Here is a 25587-nt window from a genome sequence, read left to right on the forward strand (position 1 = left end):
TTTGTATGTAAAAATCATAAAATATCGGTTGTTTCAGTGATTCTTGTTTGAGGAAGCAAAATAAAAACGCCAAGGATAATTTATTTTCTCCTTGGCGTTTAAGATATTTCTTTTCGTTAAAACGAAGAAACGCGTTGCTTCGTTTTTGATACAATAATAAATTTGATCCAGAGTAACCCGACAATCATAATGATAAGGCTATGTAAAAATTGACCTGTAGCAATGAGTATAACAATCGAAAATACAATGAGTTGAATGCTTAGCAATATAAAGATTAAGCTAAGAAATTGCTTCATTCTTTCTGCAGTACCAATCGGATATAATGTTGCAATAATATTTCCCGAAAAATATTTCCACAGTGAACGGAGCTGCATAGAAATCATATATAGAATGATGTAAGCGATAGCGCCTTTTACGTATATATTTGGTATAAAATATAATGCGAAGGCACCAATTAATCCTAAGCGAATATATATACCGAAATAATCATTCCCACGTAAAAATGCGAGTGTATGTAAATAGAAGAAAGTTGCTTGTTTTTTATGTAATAAAGGTTCAATCCAATTTGTAAGCCATTTTCTTTTATTTACTTGTTTATTCAGTTGCGGAACATCGGTAAAAATGCTAGCAAATTGATAAAAACGAACGTTCATTTTTTCTTCTTGCTCGATTATGTAATCCCACGGTATTCGTTTTGTAGGCTGTTTTTTCGTGTATAGAAGTAGGAAAGCAAGTAGTAAGAGTAGTCCGCCCAATATGAGAACATTTGCGGAATAAAACAGCATGTAAATGATTAGGGCGTTACAAGTAATACGGATGATCAGCCATATATTTTTTTCATGACTATCGCGCCACATCCAATGTATGTACATGTTCCAAGCTTTCGTAACCATTAAAACGATAAAGATTGTACATAAGAAAGGAACCGTTAATTGCAATGATTGCAGTGCAAGTGGTACGAGAATAAGGAACGTAAATAATAATGGGAAAAGCTGAATGATGTAATTATATAGAAGAGATTTTTTGAAATAAGATGTTAATTTCTCTTCTAGTGCTAGTAAATAGACAGCGTCAGGTTTCTGAATAAATGTACGGATAGGGCATCTCGTTATAATGAACGTAAGTACAATCGTTATAATTATTAAAGATATTCCTTTAGAAGGAGATGCTTTTAGAAACTGAGCATAATAATATGCACCAACACATGAAATAAAGATAAAGCTATATAGTAAACCGTTAATCATACGTGCAAAGTATGTAATGATATTTTGAATATGTTGTTGGAAGCGACTGCTCCATAGCGATTCGATTGACATGTTTTTCACCTCTTTGTTCTATTATATATGTTTTACAAAAGAAAAAACGAGCAAATTGCGTTATGCAACTTGCCCGTTTTTCTTTTCGTTATTTTTTTTCTGATCACGATTCATTAATGGATAGAAAGCAAATCCAATTACGAATAAACCAATTCCGAGAAGGAACGTTTTTATATCGGATGCGCCGGTTTTAATAACCCATAGTGCGTAGCAAAGTGCGATAACTGCGACTATGCCATCTGTAATTCTTGCCCGCATTTCATTTTTATATGTTTCACCAGTTGCGACTAGTTTTAACTGGAAGATTGGTGAAACGAGATATGGAATGAGGTAGGCCAGTGTCGATACGGTAATAACGAATGTATAAGCTTCCGCAATGGTTCCTGATAATGTTGAGAATAGGAATACTTGCGACATAATGTTTGTTAATCGTAATGAGTAAATTGGACTTCCTTTTTTATTTGTTTTCGTGAAGAAGGAAGGGAAGAAACCTTCTTTTGCTGCTTGATAAGGTACTTCTGAGCTTAATAAAATCCAGCCTAAGATAGAACCAAACAGGGAAGTAAGAGCAAGTAATGCCATCAGTTTCCCGCCGCCATGACCCATTGCAGCATTTAGTGCATCTGCTAATGGACGTTCAGAAGCTTGTAATTTATCAACGTGAAGTACACCCATTGTTAAAATTGTGATTCCTAAGTAAATTGCAACTGTAATAAGTAATCCCGCAACTGTTGCACGTTTTACCGTTTTTGGAGAAACAGCACGGTTTGATAAAAGAACGGCTGACTCAATTCCGATAAACGCCCAAAGCGTTGTAAGAGCAGCTAAATTTACTTGTGAAAGAAGACCGTGTGATGCACCTGATTTATCAATCATCGGTGTGTACCATTGTCCAAACTTAGAAGCTTCGAATGCAAATAACGTAACGACGATGAATAAAAGGAATCCAGTTACTTTCGTTGTTGTTGCTAAGAAGTTTAGTTTTCCAGCTCCGCTTACACCGTTCGTTAATATAATATGAGTTCCCCAAAGTAAGATGGAACAAATCGTAAATGTAATTAGTTTTCCGACTTCTACGTTAAACGAGCCGATTGAAAATAGTAGTCGCGTATCTTTCATAATTGGGAAGAAGAGTGATAAATATCCCGCAAATGATGTAATGATGGCAACGTTACTTGCCCAGTTTGCAACCCAATATCCCCATACCATACTGAATCCAGCCATTTTTTTCTTTTTTGGTGTTGAGAATAAAGCATATGCATGACTTTGTGGTCCTGTCGTTAAATCAGGACGACGAATTGCTAAATTACCGAAAACAAGAGCTAGCATTAAAACACCAAACCCTGTAGTTAACCAAGCTAAAGTGACACCGAGTGGGCTTGCTGTTTGTGCCAACGTACTTGGCACCATGAAAATACCAGCGCCAACCATGTTACCGACAACGAAAGCTGTTAGTACCCAAAAGCCCCATTTTTTTTGTTGCATAGAAAATACCTCCAAAGTTAGTATAACCAAGTCAAGCGAGGAGATATGTATGTCTTCCTAAGTCAGGAAGAGAAGTCCCAAACAAAACAAAAAAAGCACGTAATTTGCCGCTACATGCTTTCTATCTTATAAGAAACCCACGACATACCTCTCGATAGCTCTCCACAAACGAAACGTTTGTGACAGTTCTGCACTTATTAAATGCAGACCCAGCAAGCGTGCATGGTGGACACGACTTACTTCGGCAAACATTCCTTTCTCATTCCTTCATCAATGCCACTACATCTCCTGAAATGATACTCTTAATGATTGCAACCTCTACCTCACCGAGATACGAATGAGGATTTAAATATTAAATTAACGTCTTTAAGAGTAACAAATGAATTTTTATACGTCAATGGATATAGTAATAATCAGATTATAGAGAAGAGTTTGTGATTAAAAGTGAGTTAGGAGAAGATGTAACGATTATTAGTTCTGCAGAAGAAACAGCGATAGAGTTAAGTACCATTTTACAGCACAAAGGAATTTTGTCTGACAATCTGAATCCGAAGCATCGCTTTTTTACAACGGGATCTGTTTTATCATTTGAACATATCGCTGAGCGATGGCTAGGGTATCAAATTTCTGTAGAATGTGTACATTTGCCTATGAAAAATGCGTGTATACATAATTAAGATTTAGTAAATTACTTTTTTTAATAAATGAGGTTCGTTTCATAAGAAGGAAAGAATAAGCTTTTAATTGAAGTGTTTAAGGGCAGTTCAATTAAAGGGGAGATTGGATTATGGAATTATTAAGATCTCAATTATTTGCTTTAGAGTATATTTCAAAATATGCAGAGAACGAAAAACGTGGGGCTAAAGCAACGATTAATCATATACTTAAAATGTCTAATATTACAGATGAAATATTTGAAGAAGCTGTCGCTAATTTAAAATCTCATGCAAGGATTGCTTTACACTTTCATCCAGACAGACTAGATTCGAATATGAAAAGTGTTGCTGAAGCACTGTTTGAGCAAGGAGTATATAAAAGTCAGTTTGAAACATTGCTATCTAATGGAAGCGTATCTGCTTATCCTGGTGGTGAACGTGACCTTTGGGAAAAGAGAATATTTGGAGGGGCATATCAATTAGAAGGCGTAACGAATGATCAACGGCCAAAATACGGAGCGCTAAATTTAATGTTACATCCAGATGGGCCGGCTCCGCGTTTTGGTTCATGTTATTTTCTTTTATCTCCAAAAGTTTCTTCGCGCTCTACATATACGTATTTAGATTCGCATCAAGATCCGAAAGAAAAGGGGACTTATGAGGAGTTTGATATGATTTTAGCTGCTCTTTTGGAAGAGACATTCGTAAGAGATTTTGCAATTGGTGAAGGGAATTTGACGCCAACAATATTAATTAATCATTTACTAGCTAACCTGAAAAGGCCGTTTATAGATTTAGTAAGCAAAGAGCCAGCCCGTAATCTTAATCATTATATTGAAGCGCAGATTCATGGAGAGATTTCTCTTAAAGAAGACGTGGAGGCGCTTGTTGCAGATCCTTCATTTAAGGGTACGGATGTAGGGAAAGTTTTAGAAGAAATTTGCCTGAAGTATGCTATAGATTTGTATTGGCACATCGGTTTTGTACTTATGGTAGACGAAGTTCCGATGGATTTTAGAGGTTCAAAAATGCCATCTTTAGCAAGACGCATTGCACGGAATCATTGCATCGATGCAAATATAATTGGCTCTGCTGTAGTGGATTTGAAACGCAATCCATTATCTTGGAGTGATCGTGGAACTTATGAAGAAGTGCTTCAGGAATTAAAATTATTATGGCATGTTTTAGTTCGATTTGGAAAACCAAATCGGAAGTAGAACGAAATACTCCGTTTTTTGGAAGTATTTATATAGAAAAGAAGCTGATCTATAAATAGATCAGCTTCTTTTTATAAGATTAAACTAAGTTTAATACAGTTACTTTTTCACGTGTCATAGACTCAAGGCTCTTACGAATACCTTGTGCACCCATACCTGAACCTTTTACACCGATGAATGGGAAGTGATCAGGGCCGCGCTCTGTGCGTCCGTTAATTTGTACAGAACCAGTTTCGATTTTGTTAGCAATTGCAAATGCTTTGTTAATGTCTTTAGTGAAGACACTTGCTTGCAGACCGAACTCTGATTTGTTAGCAATTTCAATTGCTTGCTCATCTGAAGAAACACGGATGATTGGAAGGATTGGGCCAAATGGCTCTTCCCAAGCAACTTTCATTTCTTCAGTTACGTGGTCGATTAATGTTGGGTAAATTAAGTTACGCTCACGTTTGTTACCGATAACAATCGTAGCACCTTTTTCTACAGCGTCGTCAACTAAACCTTGAACGAAGTCAGCAGATTTATCGTCGATTAATGGAACGATTGTGCTGTCTTGTTCTGGAGATCCAACTGAGAGTTCAGCTACTTGCGCTTTTAATAAGCCAACAAGCTCGTCCGCTACGTTTTCGTGTACAAGTACACGCTTAATAGCTGTACAACGTTGACCAGAGTAAGAGAATGCACCGCTTACGATATGGTTTGCAGCATCTTGTAAGTCAGCATCTTCACGAACGATACCAGGATCTTTACCACCAAGTTCTAATACAAGTGGAATCATGGAAGCTTTTTTCGCTAAATGTTTACCTGTGTTTGTACCACCTGTGAACGATACCATATTGATGCCTTCGTGTTCTACTAAGTAGTCACCAATTACAGAACCGCGTCCTGTAGCTACGTTTACAAGACCTTTTGGAAGGCCAGCTTTATGAAGTGCTTCAACCATTTTAATACCACTAATTGCACCTTGAGTGGCTGGTTTGAAAATAACAGCGTTACCCATAATTAATGCTGGTGCAAGTTTTGCAGCAGATAAATTTACTGGGTAGTTAAATGGTGCGATTGCTAATACAACACCAAGTGGTGCGCGTTGGATAATCGCAAGTTTAGATTTTGTACCGCCCGGGAAGCTATCGCCCATCATGCTTTCTCCGTGCATATGTAAAGCTTCTTCGATCGTGTAACGAATGAAATCAGCCGTACGAACAACTTCTTTCTTCGCATCTTTATATCCTTTACCGACTTCTTTCATAATGATATCGGCAATTTCATCTTGCATATTTACGAGCTCATCAGCCCATTTATATAAATACTTTGCGCGATCTTGTAGAGAAGCTTCCGCCCATGATTTTTGAGCTTCTTTTGCAGATGCAATTGCTTCATCTACTTCTCCGCGAGTAATTGCTTGTACTTGTCCAATTACTTCGTGTAAGTATGGAGATGGAATTTCGATTGTTTCTCCTGAAGAGCTTTCTCTCCATTCTCCGTTTAAATAAAATTTGTACGTATTGCTAGTTGTCATGATTAGTCCTCCTAAAATAGCAACTTGTAAGAGTGAGTATAAGGTGATTGTAGGGGGTTTGATAACATTTTTCAAATGAAATGTTTGTGAAAACGATTTCTTATTCCTTTTTTATTTTGTATGCCCTTTCTTGCAGAACATTCTCTTATTTCAAAATGATGCATCATATATTTTTATTCCATGTGTAAAAAAACAATTGACAGAATACTCAATAAAGTTGTAAGATTATAAATGGAAAATAAATGAAGGGGGTGTGCGTAATGATTGTAATCGTAAATGTAATGGGCTTAGCTCTGTTAAATGGCAGAAAACATTCATATCATTACGCAACCCGTGCGGATATATAGGGCATCTTTGTCTTATAAAAAGCGTACGTTGCGTATATCGTAACGTACGCTTTTTATGCATTTTTGTGCATATCGTCAAGCGGCGGTATGCTTTTTTTTGTTTATTTTCCATGCTACTATATAAAACTTTGGAAGGTGGAAAAATGTGATGAGATTGTATGGGTTACGAAATGTAAATGTGATGGGTCTGGATAGTGGATAAAGAAATGAGAGGTAAACGAGAACGAGAAGGGAGAGGTTACATTGTTATCAGTATTACTAAAGTTAAAATGGTTTTTTAAAGAGCATTGGAAGAGATATAGTATCGCCATTGGAGCTCTTTTAATTGTGAATATAGTTGAAGTTATTCCCCCGAAAGTGTTAGGGGTTACGATTGATAATATAAAAACAGGAACGTTATCAAACGAAGCTATTATACAGTCTATTCTTATTTTAATTGGGGTTACCATAGTTGGATATGGTCTCACTTTCGTATGGCAACATCAATTGTTTGGTGGTGCATTCGTACTGGAGAAGACGATGCGCTCTAAATTTATGGGGCATTTACTTAAGATGACGCCGACTTTTTATCAAAAAAATCGTACTGGCGACTTAATGGCGAGAGCGACAAATGATTTGAAAGCAATCGCTATGACAGCTGGTTTTGGTATATTAACGCTCGTGGATTCGAGTTTATATATGCTTACGATTGTCTTTATGATGGGATTTACAATTAGTTGGGAGCTTACATTTGCGGCGCTTATTCCGCTTCCAATTATGGCGTATGCGATGAATATATATGGAAAGAAATTGCATGAAAGATTTACAGTTGCGCAAGAAGCGTTTGGTGATATGAACGATAAAGTGCTTGAATCAATCGCTGGCGTACGCGTTATTCGTGCATACGTACAAGAGAATGCAGACGAGGAAAGATTTCATCACTTAGGAGATGACGTCTACGAAAAAAATATGAAAGTAGCGAGAATTGACGCATTATTCCAACCAACTGTGAAAATGCTTGTTGGCCTTAGTTATTTAATCGGTTTAGTGTACGGGGCATATCTTGTATTTCAATCAAAGGTAACACTTGGTGAACTTGTTTCATTTAACGTGTATTTAGGGATGATGATTTGGCCGATGTTTGCAATTGGTGAATTAATTAATGTTATGCAAAGAGGAAATGCTTCGCTTGACCGTGTGAATGAAACGTTAGCGTATGAGCCAGATGTAAAGAATCCGAAACATCCAAAGCTTGTGCAAGAGCCGGATTATATTCAGTTTGATGACGTTACCTTTTCATATCCTTCATCAACTGAAACAAATTTAAAGAAGGTTTCATTTACATTAAAACAAGGGGAAACGCTTGGGGTTGTCGGGAAAACAGGAAGTGGAAAAACGACGCTTGTCCGTCAGCTTCTTCGTCAATATCCACTTGGAGATGGGGATATTGCAGTTTCTGATGTGACATTAGATAAAATGACGAATGAAAATGTACTCGGCTGGATTGGTTATGTACCGCAGGAGCATATTTTATTCTCAAAAACAGCGCGAGAAAATATTTTATTCGGAAATAGGGAAGCGACTGAAGAAGAACTAGAGAAAGCAATTGAAATTGCTGCGTTTAAAAAGGATTTAGAGTTTTTGCCAGAAGGATTAGAAACGCTCGTTGGAGAGAAGGGTGTTTCTTTATCAGGAGGGCAAAAACAAAGGATTTCAATTGCGCGAGCTGTTATTCAAAATCCGGAAATATTAATTTTGGATGATTCTTTATCAGCTGTAGATGCTCGTACGGAAGCAGCGATCATTGAAAATATAAGAACGGAAAGAAGCGGAAAGACGACGATTATTACGACGCATCGTTTATCTGCAGTGCAACATGCGGATTGGATTCTCGTTATGGATGAAGGTGCAGTTATAGAAGAAGGTACGCATGCTCAGCTTATCCAAAAGGGAGGCTGGTATGCTGAGCAGTTTGAAAGACAACAAGGTGAAAGTGAAAGTGCGGATAGTGGGGTGAAAATATGAGCGTTTCAAAACGATTGTTTCAATACGCGATGAAAGTGAAAGGGACGATTTTTGCTGCGATGTTAATGTTATTTATTTTCGTCATCGCAGAGCTTGCTGGTCCTTTCGTCGCTAAAACGATGATTGACGATCATATCGTCGGGATAGAGAAACCTTGGTATGAAACAGAACAGAGTGAAGATGCTGTTTCGTATAATGGGGCTTTTTATAAGCGAAGTGATCGCTTTGAACAAGGCGAGAAAAAAGGAAAAGAAGTACGCGTGATGCAAGTCGGTTTTCAATATTATTTTGTACCGAATAAAGTAAATGCGGAAGGGTCACGGACTGTAAAAGGTGATATGATTACCGTTCAAAATGGTAAGGCGGTGCAAGTGTATAAAGCGAAAGCATTGACGAAAGAAGAAGTATTTGCATTTTATAAGCCAGAAATAAACCGTCTATTATTACTTGGTGGTGGCTATTTCGCTTTATTAGTAGTCGTATCATTATTTGCATACGGAAAGCAGTTCTTCTTGCAAAAGGCAGCGAACAAAATTATTCAAATTATGAGGGAAGATGTTTTTTCTCATATTCAAACGTTGCCAATTCGTTACTTTGATCATTTACCGGCGGGGAAAATTGTTTCGCGTGTGACGAATGATACAGAGGCCATTCGTGATTTATATGTAACGGTGCTGGCAACATTCGTTTCTAGTATCATCTATATTATTGGGATATTCGCTGCGTTATTTTTATTAGATGTGAAGCTCGCTTCATTATGTTTATTAATTATCCCAATTTTAATTGTTTGGGCGATTCTTTATAGAAAGTACGCGTCTGTATACAATCATAAAATGCGTTCGCGTTTATCTGATATTAACGGAACAGTAAATGAATCCATTCAAGGGATGCCAATTATTCAAGCGTTCCGTCAAGAGCGTGAAACGAAAAAAGAGTTTGAAGAATTAAATGGCGATTATTTTAAGTATCAAAATAAAATTTTGAATTTAAATGCAGCAACTTCGCATAACTTAGTATCCGTATTAAGAAATATCGCTTTCACAGGTGTGATTTGGTATTTCGGTGGAGCTTCATTAAGTGCTACAGGCGTCATTTCTCTAGGGATACTGTATGCGTTCGTTGATTATTTAACACGATTGTTCTCACCGATTACAAATATGGTGAATCAGCTTGCTAACTTAGAACAATCGCGTGTTGCATCAGAGCGTGTTTTTGAATTGTTAGAGGAAAAAGGAGAAGCAGTAGAAGAAGAGCGTATGCCTCGCTTACAAGGAAATGTGAAGTTTGATAATGTATCGTTTTCTTATAATGGGAAAGATGAAGTGCTAAAAAATATTTCTTTTGAAGCGAAACAAGGCGAGACCGTGGCACTTGTCGGTCATACTGGATCAGGAAAAAGTTCTATTATGAACGTACTCTTTCAGTTTTACGAGTTTGAAAAAGGAAAGCTTACGATTGATGGTCATGATGTAAAAGAGATGCCGAAACAAGCAACTCGTGAACATATGGGAATTGTACTGCAAGATCCGTTTTTATTTAGCGGAACAGTAGCATCTAATGTAAGTTTAGAAAATGAAAAAATTTCAAAAGAGCGCATCGTAAAAGCATTGCGTGATGTTGGTGCTGAAAGATTTGCGAACAATATAAATGAAGAAATTACAGAAAAGGGAAGTACGCTTTCCACTGGAGAACGTCAGCTTATTTCGTTTGCTAGGGCGCTCGCTTTTGATCCGGCTATTTTAATTTTAGATGAAGCAACGTCTAGTATTGATACAGAAACAGAGGCGATGATTCAACAAGCACTAGAAGTTGTAAAAAAAGGAAGAACGACATTTATTATCGCTCACCGCCTTTCAACGATTAAAAGCGCAGATCAAATTATTGTGCTCGATAGAGGAACCATTTTAGAAAAAGGCTCTCATGATGAACTCATGAAAAAGCGCGGGCGTTATTACGATATGTATAAAACGCAAATGGAAGGCAATCAGAGTGCTTAATATGCATGGAGGAGAACTTGTGATTTTCACAAGTTCTTTTTTATTGATGAACATGTCGACTCTTTAGCGAATTACGACAGTTAAATAAGAAGTATTGTTTTACCTTTTTCTCCATAAATGCTATATTAAAAAATGTTACTTATTTTTTGTATGTAGCATTATTTTTCCCTTTTGTTTGATTATGAAGAAAAAGGATAAACTAAATAAGAACATTTTCATTGAAAAATTGTTCAAGATTGCATACAATCAATATAGTTTTTAAATTCCTATCAGAATACTTGGAGGATTACTATCATGAAGAAATTATTTTCAGTGCTTGCAGTAACTACATTAGCGATTGGGATTGTAGCCGGCTGCGGTAAAGAAGAGAAAAAAGATACAGCTAGTCAAGACGCGTTACAAAAGATTAAACAAAGCGGTGAACTTGTAATTGGTACAGAAGGTACATATCCACCATTTACGTTCCACGATTCAAGCAATAAATTAACTGGATTTGACGTTGAATTAGCAGAAGAAGTTGCAAAACGTTTAGGTGTAAAACCTGTATTTAAAGAAACACAATGGGATAGCTTACTTGCTGGCCTAGACGCAAAACGTTTCGATATGGTTGCAAACGAAGTTGGTATTCGTGAAGATCGTCAAAAGAAATACGATTTCTCTAAGCCATACGTTTCATCTTCAGCGGCATTAGTTATTGCAAAAGATAAAGATAAGCCTGCTACATTTGCTGATGTAAAAGGTTTAAAAGGAGCACAATCTTTAACGAGTAACTATGCAGATATTGCTAAGAAAAACGGTGCGGAAATTATTGGTGTAGAAGGATTTAGCCAAGCGGCAGAATTATTAGCTTCAGGACGCGTTGATTTTACAATTAATGATAAGTTATCAGTATTAAATTATTTAGAAACGAAAAAAGATGCAAAAATTAAAATTGTAGATACTGAAAAAGAAGCTTCAGAAAGTGGATTCTTATTCCGTAAAGGTAGCGATAAGCTTGTACAAGAAGTAGATAAAGCGTTAGAAGATATGAAAAAAGACGGTACGTATGACAAAATAACGAAAAAATGGTTCGGTGAAAATGTATCTAAGTAGTGCATTGGTTTCAGATCGATTGTCTACTTGGATAGATATTATGCAGACTTCCTTCATGCCTATGCTGAAGGAAGCTGTTTTTACAACAATTCCATTAACGCTTATTACATTTATTATCGGGATTATACTGGCAACGTTAACAGCGCTCGCACGTATTTCTGGTAGTCGTATTTTACAATGGATTGCTCGTATCTATGTATCTATCATTCGCGGAACGCCACTTCTTGTACAATTATTTATTATTTTCTATGGTCTTCCAACTCTTAATATTGAAGTTGAGCCATATACAGCAGCAGTTGTTGGATTTTCATTAAATGTCGGTGCATATGCATCTGAAATTATTCGTGCTTCTATCCTTTCCATTCCGAAAGGGCAGTGGGAAGCAGCTTATACAATTGGGATGACATATCCACAAGCATTAAAACGTGTTATTTTACCACAAGCAACGCGCGTATCAATCCCGCCGCTTTCGAATACATTTATTAGCTTAGTGAAAGATACTTCGTTAGCATCGTTAATTTTAGTAACAGAAATGTTCCGAAAAGCGCAGGAAATTGCGGCGATGAACTACGAGTTTTTAATTGTTTATTTTGAAGCAGGTCTTATTTATTGGGTTATTTGTTTCTTATTATCAATCGTACAACAGATGTTAGAAAAGCGTTCAGAACGCTACACATTAAAATAATCCTTTTACAAAAGGAGTTTTTGTTTTTATGATTTCAATTCAGCACTTACAAAAAAGTTTCGGAGATAATACCGTACTAAAGCATATAGATTTAACAGTTGAGAAGGGCGAGGTTGTTGTTATTATTGGGCCGTCTGGATCTGGTAAAACGACATTCTTACGTTGTCTCAATGTATTAGAAACGCCAAACACTGGTAATATTCGTATCGGTAATAAAGAGCTTAACTTCTCTCAAAAAGTAACGAAGAAAGATATTGTTAATCTTCGTACGCAAACAGGTATGGTATTCCAGCACCATAATTTATTCCCGCATTTAACAGCACTTCAAAATGTAATGGAAGGGCTCGTTACAGTGAAAAAGATGGGGAAAGAAGAAGCGAAGAAAAAAGCAAACTATTTCCTTGAAAAAGTTGGTTTAGCAGATAAAGTGGATTTATATCCGTTCCAATTATCAGGCGGACAGCAACAGCGCGTTGGAATTGCGCGCGCGCTTGCGATGGAGCCGGAAGTGTTACTATTTGATGAGCCGACGTCAGCGCTTGATCCTGAACTCGTTCAAGAAGTTCTGAAAGTAATGAAAGAACTTGCTAAAGAAGGCATGACGATGGTTATTGTAACGCACGAAATGCGTTTTGCACATCAAATTGCGAACCGTGTTATTTTCATGGATGGTGGTGTCGTTGTCGAACAAGGTACACCAGAAGAAGTATTTACAAATCCAAAAGAAGAACGTACGAAGAAGTTTTTACAAATGTTGCAATAAATTAAGGAAGGTCTCAAGGCATATGCCTTGAGACCTTTTTGCCATATATATTTATTTGTGGAATCCGCCAAGGCTTTGCTCAGCCATTGCAACTAGACGTTTTGTGATTTCTCCACCAACTGAACCGTTAGCGCGAGCCGTAGAATCTGCTCCTAATTGTACACCAAATTCTTGAGCGATTTCGTACTTCATTTGATCGATTGCAGCTGTTGCACCTGGTACTACTAATTGATTTGAAGAATTTTGGTTTGCCATAGGAATATATCCTCCTTAGAGTTATAAAAGTTTTTTGGTTGGACTAGCTGGAGTTGAACCAGATTATCGCCCCGATTGGCGCTAATCCATCGGTAATTAAGTTTGTACTCATAGTATGGATGTTACCTAGAAAGATATACAAAATAATAATTTGTAAATTTTGTCAAAAAAACTTATTGATTTCGTAAATTATGAAATAAGAGTAATCGTTGTATTTTTAAGAAAACAGGCCAAACTAAGGAGGATATTAAATATAATTTTCTCATTGTAGCCTGCTACTTGTAGGCTAATTATTAGCTTCTTATTTATCCCACACTAACGGGCAGCCCGATTGGTGAGGGCTGATTAAAGTTTCACTTTATGGTTTGTTGAAATGAAAATGAAATCGGTAGCAACTTCATAGTTCTATTTTTAAGTAGAGATGGAGTGACCGCGGATAGGTGGTGCTCTCTTCACTCTAAAAAAGAGAGGCTTTAAACGATAACGTATGGAGGAATCATGATGGGAATTTGCCCGCTTTGCAACGCATTAGAATCACAAACATATTCTTGTCAAAATTGCCAAAGTATACTCCAAGATTATGGGAAGTCTGTAGATTACATAGACGATTATAGTGCCTATATGGATCAAGAATTATTAAGTGCAGTAGATGGTTTAACGCATAATAATTCAAATGAATATTGCAATCATATTTTTTATTGCGGAGTATGTAACGTGGAAACTGAGGTTGTAGTAAAACTTGTGTAAATAGAAAACTTCCACCTTATTATCTAGGTGGAAGTTTTTGTTTTTGTATTTGTGAGTGAATCATAGGAGAAGGGATACATTCGGTGTTTGATGATGCCCCTGATTTTATTTGAGACATTTTTTCTTTTGTATCACGTAAAGAATGTTCAGTTAAGTAGATGGCATATTCGTAAAATAACTGGCGCGTCAGTTCACTTTGTTCTTTTAATTTTTCATCTTGGAATACAGTTCGCCCAGGTTTAGAGTTGGCTTCAAATAACCACGGATTTTCCTTTGTGTCTAAACCGATATCAAAACCGATTTCTCCAATATTTCCGGTTACTTGTTCATCGAGCGCGTAACTTATTTGTAAGGCAGTATGTTTTAATTTATTTTCAATTTGAACTTGTTTCGTTGAATCTGGAAAAAGCTCTTGTAGCAATTTTGTATTACCGCCACTATTTACGTGCGTTGTTAAACTGCCTTTGCCGGCGATTTTGGCGACGATTGCACTAACTATCCAATTACCGAAATGATTTTTATTTGTATGAATGCGGAAATCAACAGGTTGCCCATCGAAGCGAAGTAACGAAATACCTTGCTGTACGATAAACTTTTTTAAATCATGCCCTTTTAGTACATGGTTTAGAAGAGTTTCTAATGATTGATACTTTCTCAGTTTGTTTTCTTCATTTTCGCGATAACGACAGTAGTAGCAATTTTCTGTTTGAGAATAAAATATTTGATGAATATTTCTACCAAAGCTCCCGTGTATTGGTTTCATGTACACTGATTTATATGTGCCAAGAAACCGTTCTACTTGTTCAAAATGCTGAAATGCTTCTGTATTTGGTAATAAGGGTTTAATTGATTCGTCTTTCATAAGAAGTTGATGAACTTCCCATTTATTGAAAAACCCTGGGTTAAACCATGGAATGGAGTAGTCTTGTTCTAATTTTCTTTTTGCCCTGACAATCGGTTTATAATTTTCCGCTTGTCGATTCGGTAGTCGATCGTAAATGACGTTTGGTAAAGGAACCTTTTTCTTTATCCATTGTTTCTCTCGAAAGAAATATCCTTCAATTGTTTCTTCTTCCCAGTGTATATGTTGAACGCCAAAGACGAATACGAACGGTCGTAATGAGAATGGTGGTGTTAACAACTCACTGAGAGCAATTGAACGATTTCCTAAAGGGGTAGAAGAATCATCGTTAAAGCCAGTTGTAAAAATGCCGATTAATGGTCCGAAAATAATTGTTTGGTTTTGTGTGAATGCATGAATAGTAGTTGATTGAGGCAGTAAAAGTTTTTCGGCAATATGCTTTCCGATAATAATTTCGCGAGTAAAGGAATAATGAATTTTTACTTCTTCACTTGCTATATGACGTATGCCGAAGGAGAGGGATGTAATAGGTGGTGTAATAGAAAAAACGTAAGGTAAAGTAATGCTATTTGGATGTTCATCTGAAATATTTAATGTATATATATGTTCTTTCAAAATAGGTTTACCTCCTTTCATTATGGTGTAAAGCGACTGAATTTAAGTGGTCCGTGAAATATCTTTTCAGCTAATGAATCACTATGACGAATGTATTGTTCGTAAGGAGGGATCGTGTTGACATACATAAGCCAGATTGCACCTTTTTGATCCATAATTGTGGAAAGTTCTAGTTCAAATAACGAAGAATAAGACTGATCTAGTGTTTGGAATACTTCATTTATAATGTCGTGTAAAGCGTCGTGCAATAGTTGCACACCTGTACTAGATAGTACGTATTTAATTTTTGAAAATGAATGTAATGAATCATCGTCCGTTGTTGAGGGTAAAAGCTGATTAGGAAATGAGCTTTTTTGTATAAATTGACCGATAACATTCCAAGTTTGTTCTTTGTTTTTTTGCAAAATGGTTCGAATGTGCAGTGGATATGTTAATTGATTTGGTGGTTGTAGCATAGTGTGCGCTATGTAACGTGATGAACGTATGTTAGATTTACACCAAGATATAAATTCGTCTGTGCGTTTGATTGGAATAGAAGTATGGTATTTTTCATTTACTGTATCGATCTGAAACGTTTTATTTTTGTAAGCGACTCGATATAAGTTATCTTTAGAATGTATATTAGTGGGGCGTATAATAATATCTTTAGTTTTTAACAACAGTTTGAAAATGTTTTGTATCGTCGCAATTTCAAATTTTGGTATATAAGGAGACAGTTTTTTATTAGTGAGAAATAAATCATGTAGTTCACTTGAATTAATAAGTGTGTTATTTAAAAAGGTAGTGGAAGGACGATTGTGCAAAGAGTGAATAATTGATTTTACTTTTTCAAAGTCTGTTTCCTCTTGAAAAGAATAACGATCATATATATAAGAAGGAATAGGGAATGTTTGCTTTTTCCATTTTCCTGTATCTGTATCGTAAATAAGACCAGAAACAAGGTCTGTTTTAGGATCAATACAAAATGGCGTAAACTGGGCAACGACATTATGATAAAGCCGAGCGCGTTTAGCGATTTCGGTGTAATACGTTTGCTCATAATGAAGTTTAGAAGTTAAAAGGCCGAGAACCAACGAAATCACTCCTTTACTACTATTTGCATAATAGGCGAAGCTATATATTGCAAATACGTTTTTATACTATTATACTTTTGTCCGTATGATGATATGCTATAGTTTTGGAGAAGTGAAAGGTTGATTGTAATGAATATATGGTTAAATATGTTAACGACGACAGGACTCGGAGCAATTATTGGAGGATATACGAATCATTTAGCGATAAAAATGTTATTTCGTCCTCATCGTCCTATTTATATCGGAAAGTTTCAAGTTCCATTTACACCAGGGTTAATTCCGAAGCGGCGTGATGAACTTGCTGTTCAATTAGGAAAAATGGTTGTAGAACATTTGTTAACACCAGAAGGAATCGGAAAAAAGCTAACAAATGAAGAGTTTCAAAAAGGTTTAATTCACTGGGCGCAAGTGGAAGTGGATAAAGTAATTACGAATGAACAATCACTGCGATATATGTTAGAAAAATGGAATATAGCACATGTAGAAGAAGAAGCGACTCGAAAAATCGAACATGTGATTACAGAAAAAATTCATGCATTTTTAGCAGAGTATTATACATATACATGGGAACAGGCTTTACCTCATTCTGTACATGAAAAGATAGAGAATGCGATTCCGAATGCCTCGGCGTTTATTTTAGAGCGAGGAATTAGCTTTTTTGAAAGTGAAGAAGGGAAAGCGCGTCTTTCAAAAATGATTGATGATTTCTTTGCTTCTCGTGGAACGCTACTTAACTTAGTTGGGATGTTTTTAGGAAATGTAAGTGTTGTGGATCGTGTGCAGCCAGAAGTTATTAAGTTTTTAGGGCAAGATGCTACAAAGCAGCTTTTAACTGACGTACTGCAAAAAGAGTGGGAAAAGTTAAAAGGAAGAGATGTAAAAGAATTAGAAGCATTTGTAGAGAAAGAAATGATTGTAAGCTCCGTGCTGTCAGCAGTTAAAGTAGAGGAAACAGTGAGTAAGTTTTTAAATCAATCGGTTCAGCAAGTATGTGAACCAGTTCGAGAAACAATTATTGAAAAAGTGGTTCCAAGTGCAGTAACGAAAGGCTTAAAGTGGGGAACAGAAAACGTAGAGAGTATACTAAATAATCTACACCTTGCGGAAATTGTCCAGCAAGAAGTGTCTACATTCTCAACAGAAAGATTAGAAGACTTAGTTCTGTCTATTACGAAAAACGAATTAAAAATGATTACGTATTTAGGAGCGTTATTAGGCGGAATGATCGGGCTCGTACAAGGATTGTTACTATTGTTTCTTAGATAATAAGGTGAGTACATAGAAATAAAAGTGAAATTTCTTCACATCTCTTGCATAGTTTGATATGGTAAGAAGAGGTGCGTATGTAAATGCACTGAAAAGGCAGTGCGTATGAAAAGCGCTAGCCTCTAAAGGAGGAAAAATAAAATGACAAAGAACATTCATGATGTTGCATATGAATTACAAAAAGCAATCGCTGAAAACGATGACTTCAAAACTTTAAAAGAGAGCTACGCAGCAGTTCAAGCTGACACAGCTTCAAAGAATTTATTCGATGAGTTCCGTACAATGCAACTTAGCCTACAACAAAAAATGATGCAAGGCCAAGAAATCACTGAAGAAGACAACCAACAAGCACAAGAAGTTGTAGCTCGCATTCAACAAGATGCTAAAATTACAAAATTAATGGAAACTGAGCAACGCCTAAACGTTGTAATCGGTGACGTTAACAAAATTATCATGAAGCCACTTGAAGAATTATATAGCGCGCAACAACAAGCGTAATAGTGGAAGACGCTCCTAGGGGAGCGTCTTTTGTTGTTTTTATCCCGCTATTTGCTGGGCAGTAAGGCCCCCACTGATTAAAGTTTCACTTTAGGGAACTTTTAATTTAAATTTATATACATATAAAATACACTATATATAACAGTCAGGATATTGATTTTTCGTTTACGCGCATTTATATTGTCGTGAACTGTATTCCGTGATTAATAAAAGAATAAATTAGTCAGGGAGTTATATGCATAAGAAGTATATTAAGGGAATTCTCTTTCGGCAATCGCTTATCTATTTCGGGATAGCGCATTAGTATTTCGGTGAAAAGGATGTAATTTTTACATATAATGTATTTAATAATGAGCTAATTAATAGAGAGAAATGGAAGAGGTTAGTATAGATGGAGACCCTTATAGATTTAAATAGTTTTAAAACGGAAATATTAGCGAAACATGTACTTCATATGATGATAGAAAATGACTTTTTTTATCAAGGATCGCAATTGGTTGAAAATATTTGGGTAAATGATTCAACTATTTTTATAAATAATGTAAAGATACTTACAAAAGGTATTGAGATTTATAAAAAGAATAATGAATTTTATTTAACACGTCACCCAGATAGTACTAAAGTTATATTATATTAATATAATGAACAGAACAAGAAAGTAGCTTATAATTTATTTAACTTTGTGTTATAATTTTTTCCTAATCTCATGATGGTGAGTATATATTTTTATGGGGGTTCTAATTTTTTAGAAGTATGCTTAATTTACTTTTGAAAAATATAGAGCTATTTTTAATGTTTTAAGTGTAAGATAAATAATCCTATCTTTATTGAGGAATGAAAATCAAAAAGCTTTCCTTTCAAGAATATCTAGGGAGGGTAATACATATTTAATTTACCTTTAAAAAATGCGGATTTATTTTTAATGTTAAAAATATAAGGTGAATAATTTTATCTTTATTGAGGAATGAAAATCGAAAAATTATTCTAAGAATACCTAGGTAGAGCAATATATTTAATTTACCTTTTAAAAAATGCGGATTTATTTTTAATGTTAAAAATATAAGGTAAATAATTCTATCTTTATTTAGGAATGAAGATAAAAAAATTTCTCTTAAGAATACCTAGGGGGGGCAATGTATATGGTTGCGTTTGCAAAAGGATTTATGCAATGATAGCAAGAATGTGGAAATCTAAGTGGCAGTTGTTGATTCTGTTATTTTCACTTATAGTTAGTGGTTATTTCTCTTATTTAATAAAAGAATATCCTGAGATAGGTATATCTGTAAAATATGAATCTAATCAATATGTTATATATGAATTATCAAAATATAGTTGGGCGGGAAAAAGAGATTTCCAAATAGGAGATATTATTGTGAAAATTGATGACGATTCACCATCTAAACATTTTACAGTTGAACCGTATCATTCAATTGAACAAGCTAAAAAAATTACTTTAAATAGGAACGGGGAAATAAAAGAGTATGAGATAAAATATACACCTTATAGCAAGCAATTATTTTATCATTTGCTCATTCCAGTTGGATTTTATATAGTATGCTCCTTGATGGCATTATATCTTTTAATTTTTGTTCCTGAAATGAATCGTAGTACCATTAATCTAGTATATTTTTTAATTTCTCTTGGAGTGAATTTTATTAGTATTATGGCTGTTGAAAGAGAGGATATATTATCTTTTATTGTGGCCTCAATTTCATTAGTATGTTCATTTACTTTCTTTATTCGATTCATGATGTTGTATTTCTTGAATAATCAAATAAAATTTTTAATACCAAAGCAATCAAAAGTTTTAGATGCAATATCTGTATTCCTTATTATAGTGAGTATTTTTGTGTATATAAAACATAATGAATGGGCTAATTTGTTTACAATCATTTTAAGTTTGATATTATTTTGTTGTACAGTATACCTATTAGTAAGATTTTATTTTAAAAGTAAAAATAGTAGTTACATTAAATATTTAAAGATTATTATTATTAGTTTTTTTGTGTCAGCAACCCCATTTGTTTGTTTACATTTAATTCCAAATTTATATTATGGGGAAGAATTTATAAGTAGTGAAACGACGGGGATTTTCTTTTTATTTATCCCAGTGTGCTTGTTTTATTTAGTAATTGCAGGGAAGTTGTTTAATTTTAGGTTTATCGTTCAGCGATTACCACATTATATTATTTTATCTGTAGGGATTAACATATTTTTGGCAGTATTAACTATGGTAGTTTTTGAAGATAGTGAGGAAAGTTTATTAGATTGGATAAAATTTAGAATTATTGCTATTATTATTTGTATTTGTTTTTTATATATTAAGGATTATATAGATTTTAAGCTGAGAAAAAGTTTATACCATCATCAAAAAAATTATCAATTCAGCTTGCATCGATTTTTACACCAAGCGAAAAATGAATATAAACTATCAAATTTAATTTATAGTATGCGAAGAGAGATAGCGGATATTTTAAAACTCGAAGAGACGTGCTGTGTAGAAATAAATAAAATTGAGAAGTCTGTCCGTGTTTTGGATAGTGAATATGTTCCGCACCGGACGATAGAAACGTTATTTAATCATCAACTGGATACCTACAAGGTTGGTTCAAACATACAGTTAGAAAAACACTTTGGATTTGTTTTATCTGCTTCAGCAGAAAAAATGCTTATTTTATTGTGTAATTCTAATGGGAAAGAAATTTTAAGTGTAGATGAAGTAGTTTGGATTGAAACATTATGTAATTATGCAGATTTATTATTAGAGTGTTCTAATCAAATTGAAGACTTATTAAATCAATTACAAGAGATAAAAAATTTAGAGCAACCACCGATATGGTTGGCGAGACTTATGTTCAAACTATCAGAAAAAGAACGAACAAATCTTGCAAGTGATATACATGATGGAGTTTTGCAAGATCAAATACGTTTAACTAGAAAATTTGAAAGTTATAATGAACGTGTTAAAGATGAGGAAATGAAAGATATACTTAATGAAATATATGAAGAACTATTAGATCATATTTATACAATTCGTGAAACTTGTAATAATTTGAGGCCACCATTCTTATATGAGTTAGGTTTAAAACAAGCACTACTGAATTTATTTAAGCAAATTAATTTAAAAGCGACCTTTTTCTTCTACTATGATATTCCTGAAAGAATTGTTGTTCCTAGTATTGAACATGAACAAGCGATTTATCGAATTATACAAGAACTATTAAACAACGCAATGAAACATTCAAAAGCGACAAATGTAACGATAAGATTATTTCACAAAAACGATCACCTGTATTTAACTTATGTAGATAATGGGATAGGCGTTAAGTTAGATGAAGTAAACCGTTCTTACAACACGTTAGGCTTGTCTGGGATTGTCACTAGGATACAAAGCCTGAATGGAGAGATGTCTGTTGAATCAAAACCTAATCTCGGTTTGCAAATAATTATTAAATTTAAAGATAATTAATTTCCAGCGAGTCATCAGATGATGGGATGATGTTGTGTATAATGATATTGAAGGGGTGAGAAGATGATTTCAGTACTTGTAGTAGATGATCATGTTGCAGTAGGATTAGGGACGAAGGCGTTAATTGAAAAATACGATGATATGAATGTAGATGTAGTACATGATAGTATGGAAGTAGAAAAAATAATTAAGGGTCAAAAATATGATGTTTACTTAATTGATCTACAAATGCCAAATATAAACGGTTTAGAGTTATCTAAAAAAATATTAAGGATACATTCAGAGGCATCAATCCTTATTTTTACAGGTTTTGATGTGCTTTCGCACTATAACCTACTTATAGAGAGTGGAGTTTTAGGGGTTTTAAGTAAAACATCGTCAGAGGAGCAAGTAATTACTTCGATTCGTCATGCAGTAAAAAAAGAAGTAGTTCTATCCCAGCAATTTGTTAAGCAGTTAAGAATAAAAGAAGCGATTTCGAATATAGCTACCGAACATGGAGAGGTTTCGAATAGAGTTTCATTAAATGAAGATGAAAAACAAATTCTAATAGAAGTGAGTAAAGGGAAAACAAATAAAGAGCTTGCTGGAATTTTGAATTTAAGTCAGCGTTCTATTGAGTATAAATTGACAGATATATTTCATAAATTAAAAGTTTCTTCTCGGATGGAAGCTGTTCAGAAAGCGAAGGAGCTGTGGCTTATTCCTTCTCTTGATTTATAACCTTAAATGGTACTTAGTGACATAAGCTCGGAAATAAAATATTTGATAAGAGGTTCTTTTCCAATTTCGTTTGGGAAGGAACCTTTTTTTGTTAGCAAGGAGATTTACTTGCGTTGTAAGCGCAAGTGTTTTTGCGTGGCATTACTTTGTTTTTTCGTTTCGGGATTTGGAAAAAATAGTTAATATAAGAATGGGATTGGGTGTCCTTTAATATTAGTGTAGATAACAGAAGCGATAATGAAGTGACACGGAGAGAAAGATAATCAAGTTAGGGAATTGTACAACAATAATCCCATAAAATTTAGGTATCTTTTAATAAGAAAGAAAGGGGGAGTAAATTGAGAGGAAGAACAAAGAAATTTGGGGAAATATGTTTAGCTAGTGGAATTCTATTTACTCAGGTTAGTACTTTGGGTGTTTTTTCGACCACCACTTATGCTGTTACAGGTGATGAGATATCAACTTTTATTATGCAAGCAAATAAAAGTAAGGTAAAGGTAGATGAGGACATCGTTTTAGAAATCGAAAACTCAGGAAATCAAGATGATAAGGTTGAGTTGCAATTACCTGAAGGCGTAAATTTCAATGAAGAAGCTACAAAAAAGCTGAATGAAACTAATGAAGCAATTGAAACAATCCATGTGGTAGAGCATTCAACAATTCAAATTCAAAGAAAATCGCAAAGTAGTGGTTTAGGTAAGGTGTTTTTATCAATTAAGGGAAATAAGCCAGGGGACTTTGCATTTGTGGCAAAGGTTCAATATGGGGACACTGAGGTAAAAACGAAAGCAGTTAATCTGAATGTTTCAGAAAATGTTCAGGAAGCTATTCAGGAACCAGATAATCTTTTGATAGAGAAAACAGAGGAATTGAATGAAGAGACGAGAGTAGTTGAAAAGACTACTAGTGATGGAAAAGTAGATGTTCAGCCAACTGAGGGAATGTCTGGTCAGATAGATGAAAATGCCCAAGAGGAAGAAAAATCAGAGGCTACATCAAATGGGAGATCTAAAGAAGGTAATAACGTAACTAGTAATGGAGAAGAACTAAATGCTGCCAAAGATACGAACACAGAAATAGTAAAGGTAGAGGAAGAAAATCAGACTGCTACTGCCTTGGTAGAACATGCAGATGAAACTCATCAGAGTATAATTCAGTATCCAAATGTTAATGTAATTAGTTCAAAGGATGGTACGGGATCTATGATTCCAGGAGAATATGCCCTTCAATGGAGATGGAGTACACAAGTAAAGTATAAAATTGTTGGGAGTACAACAGATACTAACTCAACATACCAGTCTTATGACTTTACAAACGTAAATCCCGATAAGGAATCGTATGTTCATATAGAGAAAGCTGGAATTTATATGGGCAGATGGCTAGATATACGTGTCAATATTATAAAGTTCGATGGAGTCACCAAAGTTAATGTAGCCACTCCGCGTAAAGTAAGTGGTAAAAAGGATTTCTTGCAAATGAGGTATTGGGGGCGAGTTGGATCTTCGGCTGATATTTCTTATGAATTTTATGACCATGAAACGGGAGAGTTAGTGCCTGTATCTGGTATGTGGAACATTAATAAATTGAATAGTCATAAGGCTATAGACTTAAATGTAGATAAAAAGCATTTCAATTCTTTATACACGTATGACAATACGACAATAACATATAAAGATAATGGTGATGGCACTGCTAATTTTGTGGGAACTGCTGGTGGTGCAGCTGGAAAAGATACAAATATGACATTCACTTATACGGGGATAACAGAATTACCAATGCGTATCCATCGATTAGGAGACTCAACATCACGGGTAAGGTATGAATATGAAGCTATGTCCAAGATTGGTATACCGCATCCTGAAGTAATAGGTGAAGTGACGGAGGGAGCTGATAGAGAACTATATTATCATGTATATCAAGATATGCCTCCGCAAGCCATTGCATCTTCTAATCCAACTTCATTTGTACTTGAGAGTAAAGTAAATCCAGATTTCAATGTAAAAAATGTAAAGATTTTAGATGAAGATGAAAAGGATATAAGTAGTTATTTTGATATTACACGTGAAAATAATAAGGTTACAGCTACTGCCAAAGCTAATATTGTAAATAAGTCAGAGTTCGGTGGTAAATTTTATGATATGCAAATTCGAGGCTCCTTGAAAGAAGAGGCTGACTTTAAGAAGTATTATAAAAAGGGCTATCTAGAGGTCCCTGTTTCTGCCAAAAACTATATTGATGGAGATAAAAAGGGACAAGAAGGTAATCAAGGTATTGCGAAAATACAGTACAAAGGTACCCCTACAGGAAAAGCGGTTCCACAAACTGTAAGGATTAACACAGATTTATCAAAGATGGATATTTCGAACTTTGTAACAGGATTATCTGTAGATACGGATGATAATATTGATAAACCAATATCTGTAGTTCGTTTGGAGAACATTCCAAAAACAAATGTTATAGGAGAGTATTCTGTTACAGTTGTAATTCGCACTGCACAAGGAGTAGAGGAAAGAATACAAGTACCTATAAAAGTAGTGGTGGGAACGTTGAAATTAGTGAATGTTCCACAAACGATCTCTTTTGAAAATTTGCTTATTCCATCCAAACCAACGATATATAATCCTACTTCTATGAATGGGAAATTGACGGTAGCAGATGAAAGGATGAAGAGACAGAAATGGCGTGTGGATGTAAAGGAAACAAAACCACTTACGTCTCGTACTAACGATAAATTAGAAGGTGCGATGATCTATACAACAAAGGATGGAACTGATCTTACGTTAAGTAAAGAGGGCGTAGAAGTAATTTCACATACACCGACAGATGATAAGAGTATTGAAGTGAACTGGGAACAAAATGAGGGAATTAGACTTCAAGTAGTACCAGGGCCGAATGTGAAAATGAATACAAAATATCAAGGTGAATTAACATGGACACTAACGGATGCTCCTAATTAAGATGATATATCTAAGAGAAATATAGATATAAATTTTAGAAA

At 35.0% G+C, this 25587-nt stretch carries 19 protein-coding genes, 1 pseudogene and 1 riboswitch; of the genes and pseudogenes, 14 read left to right on the forward strand and 6 right to left on the reverse strand.

Going from position 1 to position 25587, the window contains the following annotated elements:
- Positions 1-116: 116 nt before the first annotated feature.
- The gene (locus NST86_RS04355) at positions 117-1316 is read right to left on the reverse strand and encodes an ABC transporter permease (protein WP_340933198.1); all 1200 of its coding nucleotides are present in this window, start codon (positions 1314-1316) and stop codon (positions 117-119) included.
- Between the two features lie 60 nt (positions 1317-1376).
- Positions 1377-2801, reverse strand: coding sequence for an amino acid permease (locus NST86_RS04360; protein WP_001186301.1), 1425 nt, complete (start codon positions 2799-2801; stop codon positions 1377-1379).
- 147 nt (positions 2802-2948) lie between these two features.
- Positions 2949-3130, reverse strand: a riboswitch (Lysine riboswitch).
- Between the two features lie 99 nt (positions 3131-3229).
- Between NST86_RS04360 and NST86_RS04365 the strand changes: the two are divergent.
- Both NST86_RS04365 and NST86_RS04370 read left to right on the forward strand, forming a co-directional pair.
- Positions 3230-3478: pseudogene (locus tag NST86_RS04365) on the forward strand (glutamate racemase); the annotation flags it as partial.
- A gap of 110 nt (positions 3479-3588) precedes the next feature.
- The gene (locus NST86_RS04370) at positions 3589-4674 is read left to right on the forward strand and encodes a DUF3626 domain-containing protein (RefSeq protein ID WP_016117244.1); all 1086 of its coding nucleotides are present in this window, start codon (positions 3589-3591) and stop codon (positions 4672-4674) included.
- A 79-nt stretch (positions 4675-4753) separates the two neighbouring features.
- On the opposite strand, the gene gapN is transcribed toward NST86_RS04370, so the two are convergent.
- A complete protein-coding gene (gapN, locus tag NST86_RS04375; protein WP_000213630.1) occupies positions 4754-6193 on the reverse strand; it encodes an NADP-dependent glyceraldehyde-3-phosphate dehydrogenase in 1440 nt (479 codons plus the stop codon).
- A gap of 590 nt (positions 6194-6783) precedes the next feature.
- Here gapN and NST86_RS04380 point away from each other — a divergent pair.
- The 5 genes from NST86_RS04380 (at position 6784) to NST86_RS04400 (ending at position 13081) form a co-directional block, all read left to right on the forward strand.
- Positions 6784-8544 (forward strand): ABC transporter ATP-binding protein, encoded by a 1761-nt coding sequence (locus tag NST86_RS04380; protein WP_340933202.1) that lies wholly within the window; start codon positions 6784-6786, stop codon positions 8542-8544.
- Positions 8541-10541 (forward strand): ABC transporter ATP-binding protein, encoded by a 2001-nt coding sequence (locus NST86_RS04385; protein ID WP_000116645.1) that lies wholly within the window; start codon positions 8541-8543, stop codon positions 10539-10541. The genes NST86_RS04380 and NST86_RS04385 overlap by 4 nt, the downstream gene beginning before the upstream one ends.
- Before the next feature lie 294 nt (positions 10542-10835).
- Positions 10836-11633 carry an amino acid ABC transporter substrate-binding protein gene (locus NST86_RS04390; protein ID WP_000732843.1) on the forward strand — a complete coding sequence of 266 codons (798 nt, stop codon included), beginning with the start codon at positions 10836-10838 and terminating at the stop codon, positions 11631-11633.
- Positions 11620-12318, forward strand: a complete 699-nt coding sequence (locus NST86_RS04395; protein ID WP_000281499.1) for an amino acid ABC transporter permease — start codon at positions 11620-11622, stop codon at positions 12316-12318. Before NST86_RS04390 ends, NST86_RS04395 begins: the two co-directional genes overlap by 14 nt.
- Before the next feature lie 28 nt (positions 12319-12346).
- On the forward strand, positions 12347-13081 hold the full coding sequence (locus tag NST86_RS04400) for an amino acid ABC transporter ATP-binding protein (protein WP_016117247.1): 735 nt from the start codon (positions 12347-12349) through the stop codon (positions 13079-13081).
- A 51-nt stretch (positions 13082-13132) separates the two neighbouring features.
- On the opposite strand, the gene sasP is transcribed toward NST86_RS04400, so the two are convergent.
- Entirely contained in the window at positions 13133-13336 is a 204-nt protein-coding gene (gene sasP / locus NST86_RS04405; RefSeq protein ID WP_000013338.1) for a small acid-soluble spore protein, SasP family, read from the reverse strand.
- A gap of 501 nt (positions 13337-13837) precedes the next feature.
- Between sasP and NST86_RS04410 the strand changes: the two genes are divergently transcribed.
- Positions 13838-14083, forward strand: coding sequence for a hypothetical protein (locus tag NST86_RS04410; RefSeq protein WP_000510474.1), 246 nt, complete (start codon positions 13838-13840; stop codon positions 14081-14083).
- Positions 14084-14102: 19 nt separating this feature from the next.
- Here the strand turns inward: NST86_RS04410 and NST86_RS04415 are convergent, their stop codons facing one another.
- Both NST86_RS04415 and NST86_RS04420 read right to left on the reverse strand, forming a co-directional pair.
- Positions 14103-15560: a YheC/YheD family endospore coat-associated protein gene (locus tag NST86_RS04415; RefSeq protein WP_340933207.1), complete on the reverse strand. Its 1458-nt coding sequence runs from the start codon at positions 15558-15560 to the stop codon at positions 14103-14105.
- 20 nt (positions 15561-15580) lie between these two features.
- The gene (locus NST86_RS04420; protein ID WP_000242813.1) at positions 15581-16633 is read right to left on the reverse strand and encodes a YheC/YheD family endospore coat-associated protein; all 1053 of its coding nucleotides are present in this window, start codon (positions 16631-16633) and stop codon (positions 15581-15583) included.
- A 129-nt stretch (positions 16634-16762) separates the two neighbouring features.
- Between NST86_RS04420 and NST86_RS04425 the strand changes: the two genes are divergently transcribed.
- From NST86_RS04425 to NST86_RS04450, 6 genes are all read left to right on the forward strand, one after another.
- The gene (locus NST86_RS04425; protein ID WP_142669044.1) at positions 16763-17899 is read left to right on the forward strand and encodes a DUF445 domain-containing protein; all 1137 of its coding nucleotides are present in this window, start codon (positions 16763-16765) and stop codon (positions 17897-17899) included.
- A gap of 141 nt (positions 17900-18040) precedes the next feature.
- Positions 18041-18397 carry a YlbF/YmcA family competence regulator gene (locus tag NST86_RS04430; protein WP_000164610.1) on the forward strand — a complete coding sequence of 119 codons (357 nt, stop codon included), beginning with the start codon at positions 18041-18043 and terminating at the stop codon, positions 18395-18397.
- 391 nt (positions 18398-18788) lie between these two features.
- Positions 18789-19034 (forward strand): hypothetical protein, encoded by a 246-nt coding sequence (locus tag NST86_RS04435; protein WP_061664773.1) that lies wholly within the window; start codon positions 18789-18791, stop codon positions 19032-19034.
- A 531-nt stretch (positions 19035-19565) separates the two neighbouring features.
- Positions 19566-21866, forward strand: a complete 2301-nt coding sequence (locus tag NST86_RS04440) for an ATP-binding protein (RefSeq protein WP_340933212.1) — start codon at positions 19566-19568, stop codon at positions 21864-21866.
- 63 nt (positions 21867-21929) lie between these two features.
- Positions 21930-22589: a response regulator transcription factor gene (locus NST86_RS04445; protein ID WP_016117254.1), complete on the forward strand. Its 660-nt coding sequence runs from the start codon at positions 21930-21932 to the stop codon at positions 22587-22589.
- Between the two features lie 338 nt (positions 22590-22927).
- Positions 22928-25546 carry a WxL domain-containing protein gene (locus NST86_RS04450; RefSeq protein WP_016117255.1) on the forward strand — a complete coding sequence of 873 codons (2619 nt, stop codon included), beginning with the start codon at positions 22928-22930 and terminating at the stop codon, positions 25544-25546.
- Positions 25547-25587 lie beyond the last annotated feature (41 nt).

Origin of the sequence: Bacillus sp. FSL L8-0199, assembly GCF_038005705.1 — a bacterium.
Classification (GTDB): Bacteria; Bacillota; Bacilli; order Bacillales; family Bacillaceae_G; genus Bacillus_A; species Bacillus_A cereus.